The organism is Frigoribacterium sp. AC759 (genome assembly GCF_979256015.1).
Map to the genome: position 1 here is coordinate 49185 of NZ_CEEDMT010000006.1, position 13763 is coordinate 62947.

At 73.8% G+C, this 13763-nt stretch carries 13 protein-coding genes; 7 read left to right on the plus strand and 6 right to left on the minus strand.

The window, feature by feature from the left end; genetic code table 11:
- Window positions 1-29: 29 nt before the first annotated feature.
- From ACZ6JE_RS07225 to ACZ6JE_RS07240, 4 genes are all read right to left on the minus strand, one after another.
- Window positions 30-1064, minus strand: coding sequence for a DUF418 domain-containing protein (locus tag ACZ6JE_RS07225; RefSeq protein WP_464318567.1), 1035 nt, complete (start codon window positions 1062-1064; stop codon window positions 30-32).
- 94 nt (window positions 1065-1158) lie between these two features.
- Window positions 1159-1377, minus strand: coding sequence for a hypothetical protein (locus tag ACZ6JE_RS07230; RefSeq protein WP_192061319.1), 219 nt, complete (start codon window positions 1375-1377; stop codon window positions 1159-1161).
- A gap of 184 nt (window positions 1378-1561) precedes the next feature.
- Complete coding sequence (locus ACZ6JE_RS07235) at window positions 1562-2863, minus strand: glycosyltransferase family 2 protein (protein WP_464318568.1); 1302 nt, start codon at window positions 2861-2863, stop codon at window positions 1562-1564.
- Window positions 2860-3990, minus strand: a complete 1131-nt coding sequence (locus ACZ6JE_RS07240) for a hypothetical protein (RefSeq protein WP_464318569.1) — start codon at window positions 3988-3990, stop codon at window positions 2860-2862. Before ACZ6JE_RS07240 ends, ACZ6JE_RS07235 begins: the two co-directional genes overlap by 4 nt.
- Window positions 3991-4149: 159 nt before the next feature.
- On the opposite strand from ACZ6JE_RS07240, the gene ACZ6JE_RS07245 reads away from it, so the two are divergent.
- Genes ACZ6JE_RS07245 through ACZ6JE_RS07255 form a run of 3 tightly spaced genes read left to right on the plus strand, consistent with a single transcriptional unit; the run spans window position 4150 to window position 8476 of the window.
- Window positions 4150-5319: a glycosyltransferase gene (locus ACZ6JE_RS07245; protein WP_243215458.1), complete on the plus strand. Its 1170-nt coding sequence runs from the start codon at window positions 4150-4152 to the stop codon at window positions 5317-5319.
- The gene (locus ACZ6JE_RS07250) at window positions 5316-6515 is read left to right on the plus strand and encodes a glycosyltransferase (RefSeq protein WP_464318570.1); all 1200 of its coding nucleotides are present in this window, start codon (window positions 5316-5318) and stop codon (window positions 6513-6515) included. The genes ACZ6JE_RS07245 and ACZ6JE_RS07250 overlap by 4 nt, the downstream gene beginning before the upstream one ends.
- On the plus strand, window positions 6512-8476 hold the full coding sequence (locus ACZ6JE_RS07255; RefSeq protein ID WP_464318571.1) for a glycosyltransferase: 1965 nt from the start codon (window positions 6512-6514) through the stop codon (window positions 8474-8476). The genes ACZ6JE_RS07250 and ACZ6JE_RS07255 overlap by 4 nt, the downstream gene beginning before the upstream one ends.
- A gap of 71 nt (window positions 8477-8547) precedes the next feature.
- Here ACZ6JE_RS07255 and mshD read toward each other — a convergent pair whose 3' ends face one another.
- Entirely contained in the window at window positions 8548-9429 is an 882-nt protein-coding gene (gene mshD / locus ACZ6JE_RS07260) for a mycothiol synthase (protein WP_464318572.1), read from the minus strand.
- A gap of 2 nt (window positions 9430-9431) precedes the next feature.
- Window positions 9432-10112, minus strand: coding sequence for a winged helix-turn-helix domain-containing protein (locus ACZ6JE_RS07265; RefSeq protein ID WP_192061324.1), 681 nt, complete (start codon window positions 10110-10112; stop codon window positions 9432-9434).
- 99 nt (window positions 10113-10211) lie between these two features.
- Here ACZ6JE_RS07265 and ACZ6JE_RS07270 point away from each other — a divergent pair, with 99 nt between their 5' ends.
- The 4 genes from ACZ6JE_RS07270 (at window position 10212) to ACZ6JE_RS07285 (ending at window position 13733) form a co-directional block, all read left to right on the plus strand.
- A complete protein-coding gene (locus ACZ6JE_RS07270) occupies window positions 10212-10505 on the plus strand; it encodes a hypothetical protein (RefSeq protein ID WP_192061325.1) in 294 nt (97 codons plus the stop codon).
- Window positions 10506-10719: 214 nt separating this feature from the next.
- Entirely contained in the window at window positions 10720-11355 is a 636-nt protein-coding gene (locus tag ACZ6JE_RS07275) for a nitrobindin family protein (protein WP_243215467.1), read from the plus strand.
- Window positions 11348-12595, plus strand: a complete 1248-nt coding sequence (ygfZ, locus tag ACZ6JE_RS07280; RefSeq protein ID WP_464318573.1) for a CAF17-like 4Fe-4S cluster assembly/insertion protein YgfZ — start codon at window positions 11348-11350, stop codon at window positions 12593-12595. The genes ACZ6JE_RS07275 and ygfZ overlap by 8 nt, the downstream gene beginning before the upstream one ends.
- A 7-nt stretch (window positions 12596-12602) precedes the next feature.
- The gene (locus tag ACZ6JE_RS07285; RefSeq protein ID WP_464318574.1) at window positions 12603-13733 is read left to right on the plus strand and encodes an FUSC family protein; all 1131 of its coding nucleotides are present in this window, start codon (window positions 12603-12605) and stop codon (window positions 13731-13733) included.
- Window positions 13734-13763 lie beyond the last annotated feature (30 nt).

Below are 13763 nucleotides of genomic sequence, written 5' to 3' on the forward strand. Positions count from 1 at the left end.
GGGCGCCCTGAGGAGGAGCGGTGCGGGTGTCAGAGAGCGCCTCCCCGCAGTCGCGCGACCGACCGCCAGGTGATCGTCCGCCAGAGCCATTCGACCGGCCCGTACGACAGGCGGGTCAGCCACAGGCGGCTCGCCACGGCCTGCACGACGAGCAGCCCGAGGGCCAGCAGTAGACCGGGGGTCGGGTCCGATCGCTCCGATGCGTCGACGCCCGGGACGAGCGCCACGAGGGACGCGATCACGATCGAGGCCGACAGGTAGTTCGTCAGGGCCATGCGCCCCAGCGCCTCGAAGGCGGCGGCGAGGACGCGTCGCACCGGTGTTCCCCAGAGCAGCGCGAACCCGGTGACGTACGCGACGGACAGGACCATGCCCACGGATTCCGCGACGAAGCCGTACGACAGCTCGGGGCCGAGGAGGAGCTGCAGGGCGGCGCCGGCCGCACCCATCAGGGCTGAGGCGACGAACACCCGGACGACGCGTGGCCCACCGCGCTCGAGGGCGGCCGGCAACCCGAACGACGCCGAGGCCGAGCCGAGCGCCAGCAGTCCCGGGACGGTGGCCATCCCTCCGCCGGCGGCGAAGCCGGCCGCCAGCAGCACGACCCCCGCCACGGCGACGACCACACGGGGGGCGAGGATCGCGAGGGGGAGGATCAGCAGCCCGCCGACGGCGTAGATCCGCAGGACGTCGCCGGGGAACACGAGCGCGTGCAGCAGGCCCATGCCGAACAGGGCCACGAGTCGAAGCAGCAGGGGTGGCCACGGCGACGAGCCCCGGCGCCGCGCCGACGACACGATCAGCTGCAGGCTGAGTCCGAAGAGGAAGCAGAAGATCGGGACGAAGCGCGACTCGACGAGCAGATCGAGGGCGGTGGCGCCGACGCTCGGTCGCCAGTCGCCGGCCTCGAGGCCGTAGCCGAGCGTCGTCAGCGAGCCCACGTTGGTCAGGAGGATGCCCGCGAGCGCGAAGCCCCGGATGGTGTCGACGAGCCGCCAGCGCGTCGACGACGATGGCGAGGGAGGCGCGGTGACGGAGCCGAGAGACGATCCAGTATGAGACATGCCACGATCCTGGCACCGCACCTCCTGAACGACGTCGTCCCACCGGATGACATCGCCGGGGCGGTGTCGTCCGATGGGACGAGGGTGTTCGGGCTTACTTCTCCTCCTGCTTCAGCGCGAGGCCGAGAGCGAAGAACGTCGGCGCCCAGTGGCCGATGAAGATGCCCCAGCGGTCGGACTGCGCCTTGTCGGACGAGTCCTTGCCCTGCGAGGCGAGCCAGGCGACGAGCGCGATGACGATGGAGGCGAAGCCGCCCCAGTAGGCGTGCTTGCTCTGGACTCCGAGGTCCGAGACGAATTTGACGGGGTTCATGGTGGTCTCCTGTGCTGCGGTCGAGGCGTGGTCTGTTCCGGTCGACCTCAATCCACACCCTGCCGCTGAGAGCGCCATGGCAGATCGTCGTCCCCCTGGGGAGTAGGCGCCAACGCACCCGTCAGCGGCCCGATCTGTACCCCGTTCTGTACCCCGAGCTGGGGCGACGGCCCCGTTGTCCGGGCTAGGCCCAGCCGCCGACGTACCCCTCGACGTCGGGCTCGTCGACGAGTCGCACCACGGAGGGGCTGCGGCGCTCGACGGTCTCGTGCAGCGCGTCCGAACCCCAGCGTCGACCTCTGATCGCCGCTCGCCGGGAGCTGACGGTGAGGAGGGTCGCGCCCTCGTCGTCGACGTAGACGATCGCCCCGGGCCCGCGTCCGTCCAGCTCGGCGACGGCCCGCCGCAGCTCGCCGTCGCGCACCCGCACCGGCGCGTCGGCGACCACCACGTCGACCCTGACCCGGTCGAGCCGACGGCCGTCGATCGCCAGCCCGGCGTCGTCGCCGACCACCGGCGCCCCGACGACCGACGCCTCGGGCACCTCCGCCAGGATCGAGTCCAGGCAGACGAACCGCGCCGCCTCGCCTCCCGTGAGGGGACCATGCAGGGCGACGTCGGCGTGCGGTCCGCGCAGCGCCCGGCCGCGGGACCCGGGGGCGGGCACGAGATCGGCGAGCAGCAGGGCCTCGGCGTTCTTCGCCCGTTGTCGATCGGCCAGGTCGCGGCCCGACCACTCCGGCCCGTCGTGCCAGGCCACGGCCGACGGCACGTGCGCCAGCACACCGCCCGCGAGCCAGGCGCGGTAGGCCCACTCCCAGTCCTCGCCGCCGTAGCGGGTGAACGTCTCGTCGTAGCCGCCGGTGTCGGCGAACAGGTCGGCCGAGCAGGCGGTGACCGCGCCGATCACGAAGCGGTACGAGCGGTCGTCGGCGTCGAGCAGATCTCGCGAGTCGGCGTACGCGCGGCGGAGCCAGGCCGGCTCGTCCAGTTCGAGGGCGGGGGCGACCTGCTCGACCCGTGCCTCCTCGGGGGCCCGATCGAGCGCTGCATGACGTCGGCGACCGGCCGCGACGACGTCCGAGGCGAGGGCGGGCAGGCGGGTCAGCTCGCGCACGTAGTCGGGCTCGGGCGCGGTGTCGGCGTCGAGGAAGCACAGCACGTCTCCGTCGGCGACCGAGGCGCCGAGGTTGCGGGCGGCGGCGAGGCGGAACCCGCGGTCCTCCTGCACGACGAGTCGCACCCCGTCGGGCACGCGCGGCGTCTCGGGCGACCCGTCGTCGACCACCACCACCTCGAGCCGCGAGGCCGGGTGGGTCTGCCGGGCGAGTGCGAGCAGCGTGCGGTCGAGCTGCGCCTGCTGCCGGTAGTGCGCCACGACGACGGTGACCGAGGGAGGCGCGGGTGGCGTCACCCCGTCGAGGAGGTCCCAGCGGTTCCCCGGCAGGGCGCGCCCCCGCCCGGGTCGGGGCGTCGGGCCGGTCACGGGGCGACCTCGCGCCACCACGCCAGGTGCGCCGCGGCGGTGTCGTCGAGGGTGGGGGCCAGAGAGGTGCCGGCCGGAAGCGCCGTCGACCGCGGGTCGCGGTGCGCGGCGAGCAGCGCGGCCGCCAGGGCGCCGTCGGACTCGGGGTCGTACAGGGCGATGCTGCCGGGCCGGAGGGCGTCCATCTCGCGGGTGTACCGGGTGTCGGCGACCACGGCCCGGCGACCCTGCTCGGCCCAGTCGAGCAGCGAGCGGGACGCCGACCAGTGGCGGTGCGCCACGAGGGGCACGACGGGTGCGTGGAAAGCGGCGGCGTAGGCCTCGTCTCCGAGTCGCCCCGTCACCTCGAAGCGGACGCCGACCGCCGTCGCGGCCGACGCCAGCGCCTCGACGTCGCGCTCGTGACCGGCCGACGGGCCGCCGAGGGCCACGACCGTCGCCGATGCCGCCTCGCCCCGGCGCACCAGGTCGCCGCAGGCCGCGATCGCGTCGTCGTGCCCCTTGCCCGGGTAGACGTAGCCGGCGATGACGACGCGCAGCTCGGACGGGTCGACCGCAGGAGGCGCGGATGCGGCATCCACGCCCGACCCTGCCGACCCTGCCGACCCTGCCGTCCCTGCCGTCCCCGCCGACCCCGCCGACCCCGCCGACCCTGCCGAGGCGAACGGCGCGCCGGGTCGCGTCCCGAGCGGGGCGACCAGCACGCGGGGGAGAGCGTCGTCGACGTGCTCGGCCAGCAGCGACCGCTCGTGCTCGCTGCTCACGACGACGCCGTGGGCGGCCCGCGCCATGCGACGGTACGCGGCGGCGCGCCGGTGCACCGCGGTCTCGCCGTCCGACGGCTGGGGGAGGTCGTGCAGGGTCACCGTCAGCGAGGTGAGGGCGGCCAGTCGTTCGACCCGCTCGGCCGCGTCTTCGAGACTCGACCCGAACAGCTTGTCGGTCACGTGCAGATGGACCCGGGCGGGGCGCTCGTCGGCGACGAGCGTCTCGGCGAGCTCGGCCGTCGCGACATCGCGACGCCGCACAGCCGGGTCGGCCTCGATCAGCGAAGCGGCGACGTCGGACGCGTAGGCCGTCACGCCGTGAGAGGGCGGGCCGACGACGATGCAGAGTGGGGTGGGCACGCGTCGGACGTTACACGCGGCAGCACCCCCGCCCGAGCGCCTGCCGAGGCCCCTGTGGAGAACGACGGACAGCACGCACCCGATCGGCCTCCCTGGGAGTACGTTCCACAGGTGGCCCGAGTCGTCGTCGACGCTCGGGCGCCGAGAAGCGGAGGAAGCATGACGCGCCCCTTGCGCGTCGTGGCCGTCCCCGCCTCGCACCCCTACGTGCGTCGGGTGACCGCCGACGACGCGATCACACTCCACGACGACCCGCGCCCCGACGGCGCCGGGCCGGGCGTCTGGTGGCCCCCGGTCGCGCTCGACGCGGCCTGGATCCGCGCCCACGCCGACGGGGCCGACCTGCTGCACATCCACTTCGGCACCGAGTCGTTCGACGTCGCCCACCTCGTGGACGCCGTCGACGCGGCCCACGCCGTCGGCTGGCCCGTCGTCCAGACAGTCCACGACCTCGACCACCCGCAGCTCGCCGACGCCGACCAGGGCCGCTACGTCGCCCAGCTCGACGCCCTCTTGCCCCGTGTCGACGCGGTTCTGACCCTGACCGAGGGCGCCGCGGCCGAGATCGCGCGCCGCTGGGGAGTCGAGGCCGTCGTCGTGCCGCACCCGCGCCTCCTCGGCTCCGACTTCACCGCCGACACCGCGCCCATCGGGTTCGCCGCCGACGGGCGGGTCGTCGGCCTGCACCTGAAGGACCTCCGGCCCGGCGTCGACGGACCGGGTGCCACGACGGCGCTCGTCGCGGCCCTCGACCTCCTCCGCGCCCGCGGGGACGCCGTCACGGGCGAGGTGCGCCTGCACCGCTCCGTCCGCGACTCCGCCGCCCGCGACGAGGTCCGACGCCTCTGCGCCGCCTCCGACGCGGTCGTCCTCGTCGAGCACGACCGCCTCGACGACACCGCGCTCGCCGCAGGGCTCGCCCGCCTCGACGCCTGCGTGCTGCCCTACCGGCACGGCACCCACTCGGGCTGGCTCGAGCTCTGCTGGGACCTCGGAGTGCCCGTCGTCGCACCCGACACGGGGCACTACGCCGACCAGCACGACGACCCCACCGTCGCCTCCGCCCGGTTCGCCGCCGACGGCTCGGCGCTCGCCGACGCCCTCGACGGGGTGCTCCGGGCGGGTGCCCGCCCCGGCACGACACATCGACGTGACATCATCACCGCACGATCGGCCGAACGCGACCGGGTCGACAGGGATGTCGTCCGCGCTCACCTGGCCGTCTACCGCGCCGCCCTGGCGCGTCCCCGAGCTCGGCCGGCACCGTCGGATCCCACGATCCAGCCCGCCCGACGACCCGCCCCGCCCGCCGAGAGGACCCCTGCGTGACACCGCCACGACCCTTGCGCATCGCCACCATCGCCCCACTCCGGTACCCCATCCGACAGCCGCACGCCGGCGGCGTCGAGTCGGCTCTGTGGAACGAGGTCGCGACCCTCCGCTCACGCGGTCACCATGTCGACCTCGTCGCCCCGCGCGGCTCGGACTTCATGACCGGCGGTCCGGCCGAGTACGTCATGCCCGCCGTCGCGTGGGCCGAGGGCGAGATCGCCGCCGACGACACCTACCCGGCTGGTTACCTCGACGACGCGCTGCCCCGTCTCGACGCGGCCCTCGACCGCATCCGCCGTCACGCCGACGACTACGACGTGGTCGTCAACCACTGCCTGCACGGTCTCCCGCACGAGCGTGCCGGATCGCTCGGAGTCCCCGTCGTCTCGACCCTGCACACGCCCGTCATCCCCGAGCTGCTCGCCGCCGACCGCGCGTCGGTGGGCGGTCGCAGCACGTTCCTGTCGGTCAGTCGCCACACGGCCGACGAGTGGTCGGCCGCGGGCGTCGACTCGGTCGTGCTGCCGAACGGCGTCGACGAGTCGCTCTGGCCCCTGGGGCCGGGAGGCGCGGGTCTCGTCTGGTTCGGACGTCTCGTCCCCGAGAAGGGCACCCATCTCGCGATCGAGGCCGCGCGCCTCCTCGACCTGCCTCTGACGATCGTCGGTCGCATCGGCGACCAGGCCTACTTCGACCACTTCGTCGCGCCCGCGCTCGGCGACCGGGTCGCTTACGTCGGGCCTCTCGGGCAGGCCGAGCTGGCGGACCTCGTCGGCCGGAGCGCCTGCTCGCTCACGACCCCGGTCTGGGCCGAGCCGTTCGGGCTCGTCGTGCCCGAGGCGCTCATGACGGGCACCCCCGTCGCCGCGCACGACGTGGGCGGGGTCACCGAGATCGCCCGCGGTTCCGTCGGGATCACCACCGTCACCCCGGGCGACCCGGCCGCATTGGCCGTCGCCGCGCGGGATCTCATCGAGGCGTCGCGCACGCCCGGAGGTCGCGACGACATCCGCGCCAGCACCATCGCGCGCTTCTCGCTCGGAGCGAGGGTCGACCGCCTCGAGGAGGTGCTGCGCGCGACGGTGCGCCGCGAGGGTCTACGCCGCGAGGGTCTCGACCACGACGCTCTCGAGGTCGACACGTCGGACGCGTCTGACGCGTCGCACGCCGAGCGGCCCGAGGAGGCCGCGTGACCCGACCCGTCGTCGGCTGGTACCTGCACCACCACGGGGGAGGGCACGTCGCACGGTTCCGGGCCGTCCGCCCGCAGGTCGACGCCGACGTCGTCGTGTTCAGCTCGCGCCCCGCGCCCGACGACCTGCCCGCGGACACCCGCTGGACGACCCTGCCGCACGACGCCGGGGTCGAGATCGACGATGCCGGGCGCGAGCTCGACCCCGCCGGGGCGGACCCGACGGCGGACGGCGTTCTGCACTGGGCGCCGCTCGGTCATCGGGGTCATCGCGACCGGCTCGCGGCGATCGCCGAGACCGTCGCCCGCGAGCGGATCGACGCGATGGTCGTCGACGTCTCGGTCGAGGTCGGACTGCTCGCGCGCCTCCTCGGCGTCCAGGTCGTGCTGTTCACCCAGCCCGGTGATCGCGACGACGAGCCGCACGCCCTGATCGAACGCCTCGCCGCCGCGATCGTCGCCCCCTGGCCGCGCGAGCTCATGGAGCCGGCGCATCTCGCCGCCCATCGCGACCTCGTCGCCTACACCGGCGGCATCAGCCGGCACGACGGCCGCGCGGCACCTCGTGAGCCTGCGGCCGAACCCGACGGCACCCGTGTGCTCGTCCTCGCCGGAGGCGGCGGACACGACGTCACCGCCGACGACATCGAGGAGGCGCGCGCGGCCACCCCGGGAACGCACTGGACGGTGCTCGGGGTCGACGGCGTCGACGGGCAGCCGTCCGTCGTGGTGGACGACCCGTGGCCGGCCCTGAACCGGGCCGACGTGGTCGTCACCTGGGCGGGGCAGAACGCCGTCGCCGACATCGCCGCCGCAGGTGCCCGTGCGATCGTCGTGCCGCAGACGAGGCCCTTCGGCGAGCAGATCGCGACCGCGACCGCACTCGACCGCGCGGGGCTCGCCGTCGTCGAGCCGGTCTGGCCGACGGCCGAGCGGTGGCCCGAGGTCATCGCGCGCGCTCTCGAGCTCGAGCCCGACTGGGCGCGGTGGGGCACGGCCGGAGCCGCCCGCCGGGCCGCCGACGTCATCGAGCGCGTCGCCGGTTCGGAGCAGCAGCCCGGTCGGCACGTCGCCGTCGTCACCCTCTGCTCGGTCGCCCGGCTCGACCACCTGCGGCATCAGCTCGCGGCCGTCGTGCGCGATGCCGCGTCGCCCGAGCCCGGACCCGAGCCCGCTGGTGCGTCGGCACCGTCACGGTCGACGGCTCCGCGGGTGTCCACCGTCGTGGTCTGGCTCGACGACGAGCCCGCCCCGAGCGATCTGGGCGTCGACCTCGTGGTGCACATGCCGCCGGCCGCCGAGGGCTTCCGGCTCGCCGCCGCACGCAACGCCGGGGCCGACGCCGCCGTGGGGCTCGGCGCCGACCTCGTGGTGTTCCTCGACGCCGACTGCGTGCCCTCGCCCTCGCTGGTCTCCCGCTACGTCGACGCCGCCCGCGCCGAACCCGATGCGGTGCTCTGCGGTCCCGTCACCTACCTCGCGCCCGGTGTCGACGTCGACGACCCGGCCGTGCTCGCCGAGCTGACCGCTCCGCACGCGGCTCGACCCGCGCCTCCTGCGGGGCTGCTGGCCCGGGCCGGCGACGGCGAGTACGCCCTGTTCTGGTCGCTCTCGTTCGCGCTCACGGCACGGGCCTGGCGGTCCGGTCCGCGCTTCGACGAGCGCTACGTCGGCTACGGCGGCGAGGACACCGACTTCGCCTTCGCGTTCCGCCGGGCGGGTCGGCCGCTCGTCTGGGTCGGCGGGGCCGACGCGTACCACCAGCACCACCCGACCTCGTCGCCCCCGTGGCAGCACCTCGACGACGTGCTCCGCAACGGGCGGCTCTTCGCCGAGCAGTGGGGGGAGTGGCCGATGACGGGCTGGCTCGAGGCCTTCGCCCGCGGAGGAGCGGTGCGACGCGTCGCCGACGGCTGGGAGCGCGTACCCGAGTGGGACGGCTCGACCCGGCCCGGCGCGTGAGTCCGCTCAGCGCATGAGCGTGCAGCGTTTGAGTCCGCTCGGCGCGTGAGCGTGCAGCGCGTGAAGCGCGCTCAGCGCGTGAGTGTGTACTGCACGTCGACCGCGTGGTCGGTGAATCCGCGCGCCGCGTACAGGCGGAGCGCCGCCGTGTTGTCACCCTCGACGTAGAGCGCCGCCGTGCCGATGCCCTTCTCGGCGAGGCGGGCCATCCCGGCGTCGACCACCGCGCCTCCCAGGCCTTCGCCTTGATGGTCGGGGGAGACCCCGACCGCGTAGAACTCGCCCGGCTGACCGGTCTCGACCTTGAGCCAGCAGAACGCGATCAGCTCGTCGCCGCGCCAGAGCAGCACGAAGTCGTCGGCGTCGAACCATGAGTCGGCGCGGCGCGCGTCGAGATCGCCCTGATCGAGCGAGCCCTGCTCGGGGTGATCGGCGAACGCGCGGGCGTTGAGGTCGAGCCAGGCCGTGTCGTCGACGCCGGGGCGGAAGGCCGCGACGCGGTCGCCGTCCGACAGACGGGGTGCGCGCGAGGTCACCGGGGCCCGCTGCTGCAGCAGTCGGCGTGTCTCGACGGCGCCGAAGCGGGAGCCGAGCGCCCGAGCGCCGGGCAGATCGCCGTGCGCCCAGAATGCGATCGGGCCGGTCGTCTCGTCGAGCACCGTCTGCACGAGCCGCGCACCGAGACCACGGCGGCGGTGCTCGGGGTGCACCGCCAGCTCGGCCTCGCCCTCACGGACGATCGCCGCCGCCTGGCCGTCGCCCAGCACCCGGGCCTCGCCCGAGCGCAGCTCGACCAGCGACTGGTCGTTGAACGGGGGGCTCCCGTCGGCTGTCGCGGCCGCGGACGCCAGGGCCAGCACATCGGCGACCCGGCCCGCACCGCCCGTGCCGCCCGCACCGCTTCCGTCGAAGGCAGCCGAGGAGGCGCGGGTCGACCCGCCGGGATCGCTCACGGTCAGGCCCCCGGCGCGACGTTGTCGTCGTCGTACACGTTGAACCGGTAGCCGACGTTGCGCACGGTGCCGATCAGCGACTCGAGGTCGCCGAGCTTGGCGCGGAGACGGCGGACGTGCACGTCGACCGTGCGGGTGCCGCCGAAGTAGTCGTAGCCCCAGACCTCGCTGAGCAGCTGCTCGCGCGTGAAGACCCGGGAGGGGTGCGTCGCGAAGAACCGGAGCAGCTCGAACTCCTTGAAGGTGAGGTCGAGGGGGCGGCCGTGCACCTTCGCCGAGTAGCTCGCCTCGTCGATGACGACACCCGACGCGTGGATCTTCGACCCGGTCTGCGACTGGGCGAGACGCCCCGTGACGAGTCGGATGCGGGCGTCGACCTCGGCGGGGCCGGCGCCCTCGAGGATGACGTCGTCGACGCCCCACTCGGCGTTGACCGCGGTGAGCCCGCCCTCGGTGAGCACGAGCACGATCGGCACGGTGACGCCCGTCGTGCGGAGGATCTTGCAGAGCGACTTGGCGCTCGCGAGATCGGCCCGCGCGTCGACGAAGATCAGATCGCTCGACGGCGCGTTCACCAGTTGCGCGGGTTCGGCGGGGATCTGGCGGGTACGGTGACTGAGGAGTGCGAGCGCGGGGAGGACGTCGGGCCCGCCTGCCGAGGTCAGTACCAAGAGCTGCGCCACACGACCTCCAGTGAATGTACTGTCGAGCAGTCTAAAACATGAGCCCGGCCCATCCCGACCACCCGATGCTAGGGCAGGTCTCGAACGGAGAACGACGAAGTGGCAGATCCCCTGACCCCCAGCGCGGTCGACACGGCGCGGCTCAAGCCGCTGACGATCATCCCCGTGTGGCTCGCCGCCGTCGTCGCGGCCGTGCTCATCGTCGTCGTCGCCCCGCGCGACGAGGCGTTCACCTGGCTCTCCCTCTCGCTCGGCGGTCTGATCGTCCTGACGTTCGTGCTGCAGCTCGCGGCGAGTCAGAAGGACGGCCTCGTGTCGCGCACGATGCTGGCCCTCTGCGGCAGCCTCGTCGTGCTCGCCGTCGCGACCCTGGTGGTGGCCGTCACCGGCTGACCCGCCGCGGCCGCTCCGGGCGGCGCGCCTGCCGATGCCCCGAGGGTCTGCTGAGGCCCTCCCGATGTCGGTGGTCGGCGGGTAGGGTTGCCCGCATGGATTCCTTGCTCGCTCTCGAGTTGTTCTTCGTCGGCCTCCTCGCCCTGGCGTCCCTCGGCATCGGGTTCGTGTCGGTCGTCGTGCTGGTCAAGCTCTTCAAGGGTCAGCGCTGACCTTGATCGACATCCCCACCGACCTGCCGTCGGAGCTCGTCCCCCTGTCGTGGTTGATCGGCGTATGGGAGGGCACCGGCGTCGTCGACTACAAGATCGGCGAAGGCGACCCCGACCTGCCCGCCGACGGCTCCGAGCCCGCCGAGCGGCGCGTCCACGAGTTCGGTCAGCGCATCAGCTTCAGCCACGACGGCCTGCCGTTCCTCAACTACAGCTCGTTCACCTGGCTGCTCGACGACGAGCGCACGCCGTTGACGACCGAGACGGGCTACTGGCGGCTCGAGCGGCCGGCCGAGGTGGGCGACCGCGGTCCGGGCATGCTGCCCGGCGTCGGCGTCCAGCCGTACAACTCGGCGCGTGCCGTCGAGATCCTCCGCACCCCCGACGACGGCTTCGGTCTCGAGGTGCAGATCGTGCACCCCACCGGGGTCAACGAGCTCTACCTGGGTCGGGTCAAGGGCCCGCGCATCGATCTCGCGACCGACGCCGTGCTGCGCTCGAGCAACGCCAAAGAGCACTCGGCGTCGACCCGCATGTACGGGCTCGTCGAGAACGACCTCCTCTGGGCATGGGACATCGCGGCCCTCGGCCAGGAGCTCCGCACGCACGCGTCCGGCAGGCTGTCGCGCGTTGACTGACACCTCCGCGGGCGGCGCGACCGACGCGACCACCGCCTCCTCGACCGGCTCCGCCTACCGCTCGCCGTTCGCGGCGCGCGACGGCTTCGTCGACGACGGCACCGGGGTCGCCGCCCACTACGGCGAGCTGATCCGTGAGCAGCGTCTGCTCTCGCAGGGCACGGCGGTCGTCGACCTCTCGAACCGCGGCGTGCTCACCGTGAGCGGCCCCGACCGGCTCAGCTGGCTCAACTCGCTGACCAGTCAGAGCGTCGGGCGTCTGGCGCCCGGTGAATCGACCGAGACCCTGCTGCTCGACGCTAACGGGCGACTCGAGCACGCGGTGCGCCTCGTCGACGACGGCGAGACCGCGTGGCTGCTCGTCGACGGTGACGAGACCGAGCCGCTCCGGGCCTGGCTCGATCGGATGCGCTTCATGCTCCGGGTCGAGGTCGTCGACCGGTCGTCCGACATGGCCACGGTGGGGTCGATGCACGACCTCTCCGCCGACGCTCGGGTGCCCGTGCTCACCTCGAACGACGTCGCCATCGCCTGGGTCGACCCCTGGCACGAGGTCGCCGCCGGCGGTCACAGCTACGCCGACTCCGAGAGCCACCCCGGCAGGCAGTGGTCGTATCGCGAGACGCTCGTGTCCCGAGACGACCTCGCCGCGCTGGCCGCGTCTCCCGCCGCCGACCTGCCCGCCGCCGGCACGCTCGCCCTCGAGGCGCTGCGGATCGAGGCCTGGCGCCCGTGTCTCACGACCGAGGTCGACGAGCGCAGCATCCCGCACGAGCTCGACTGGATGCGCAGCGCCGTGCACCTGGCGAAGGGCTGCTACCGCGGCCAGGAGACCGTCGCCAAGGTGCACAACATCGGGCACCCGCCGCGGCGCCTGGTGATGCTGCACCTCGACGGCAGCGACGGCGTGCTGCCCGAGCACGGCGCCGCCGTCGTGCTCGCATCGCCCCCGACCGGCGCGTTCGGTCAGACCGCCGCCGACGCCGACCCCGGTGCCGACCCCGACGCGCAGCCCCGCTCGCCCAGCGTCGTCGGTCACGTGACCAGCGTCGCGCTGCACCACGAGCTCGGCCCCGTCGCGCTGGCGCTCGTGAAGCGCACCACCCCCGAGACGGCGGCACTCGCCGTCGTCGCCGACGACATCGTGGTCGCCGCCTCGCAGGAGGTCATCGTGCCCTCGTCCGCCGGCGCCGCAGCGGGGGTACCCCGCCTGCCCCGTCTCGGCGCCGTCCGCCGCTGACCCGGCGGTGAGCGGGTCCGAGGGCGCGAGCGCCTCGTCGACGCGACGGGTGCGGTCGATGCTGACCCGCGCCTCCGGCGGGTTCGATCCGAAGGTGGCCACCGCGCGCACGATCGCGTCGGGCCCGGCGGTCGTGCAGATCGTCGTGGCGGTCTCGCTCTCGTACGCGATCACGCACTACCTGCTGGGGCACGCGATCCCGCTGCTGGCCGTGACGATCACCATCTCGTCGCTCGGCCTCGCCCGCGACGCCCGACCGCGACGGGTGCTCGAGAACGCCGTCGGGGTGCTGATCGGCATCGCCCTCAGCGAGGTGCTGCTGATGATCGTCGGCAAGGGGCTCTGGCAGATCGCCCTGGTGCTGTCCGTCGCCCTCCTGGTGGGGCGCTTCTTCTCGTCGAGCAGCGCGTTCGCGGCCGCCGCGGCGACCCAGTCGATGCTCGTGATGCTGCTGCCCGACCCCGACGGCGGGCCGTTCGTCCGCAGCATCGACGGCGCGATCGGCGGAATCGTGGCGCTGCTGATCACGGCGGTGATCCCGCGTGATCCGATCGGTCTGGCCCGTGCCGACGCCGAGCAGCTCTTCGCCGAGGTCGAGCAGGCGTTCGCCTCGCTGGTCGCGGCGGTGCGCACCGACGACGTCCGTCGGGCCGACGACGCCCTCCGCCGCCTGCGCTCGACGCAGCCGCTGCTCGACGATTGGTCGTCGACCCTCGAGTCGGCGCAGTCGATCGCGCGGCTGTCGCCGTTCCTGCGCTCGCGACTGCCTCACCTCCGGCAGCAGGCCGTCGTGCGCCGCTGCGTCGACCTCGCCGTGCGCAACCTCCGGGTGATCGCTCGTCGGCTCGACACCTCCGTCGGCGACGGGGTCGATCGCCGTGCGGTCGGCGATCTGCTCGAGAGCACCGCGCGGGCCGTGGGTGTGCTCGGCGAGTCCCTCCGCGACGTCGAGAGGCGACCCGTCGCACGCGAGGCGCTGACCGCTGTGGCCCGCCGACTCGACCCGGCCGTGGTGGTGCCGGGTGCGCCCGTGACCGAGGCGATGATCGTGCTGATGATGCGCCCGCTGCTGGTCGACCTGCTCATGGCGACGGGGCTCGACCACGACGAGGCCCGCGCCCTGCTCGCCCGCGTCTGACCGGTCGCCCGGCCGGCATCGCGACTCAGG

Bases quoted from the DNA above. Each gene is read 5' to 3' on its own strand.
- ACZ6JE_RS07230 (WP_192061319.1), bottom strand. From the start codon at position 1,377: ATGAACCCCGTCAAATTCGTCTCGGACCTCGGAGTCCAGAGCAAGCAC.
- ACZ6JE_RS07225 (WP_464318567.1), bottom strand. From the start codon at position 1,064: ATGTCTCATACTGGATCGTCTCTCGGCTCCGTCACCGCGCCTCCCTCG.
- ACZ6JE_RS07245 (WP_243215458.1), top strand. From the start codon at position 4,150: ATGACGCGCCCCTTGCGCGTCGTGGCCGTCCCCGCCTCGCACCCCTAC.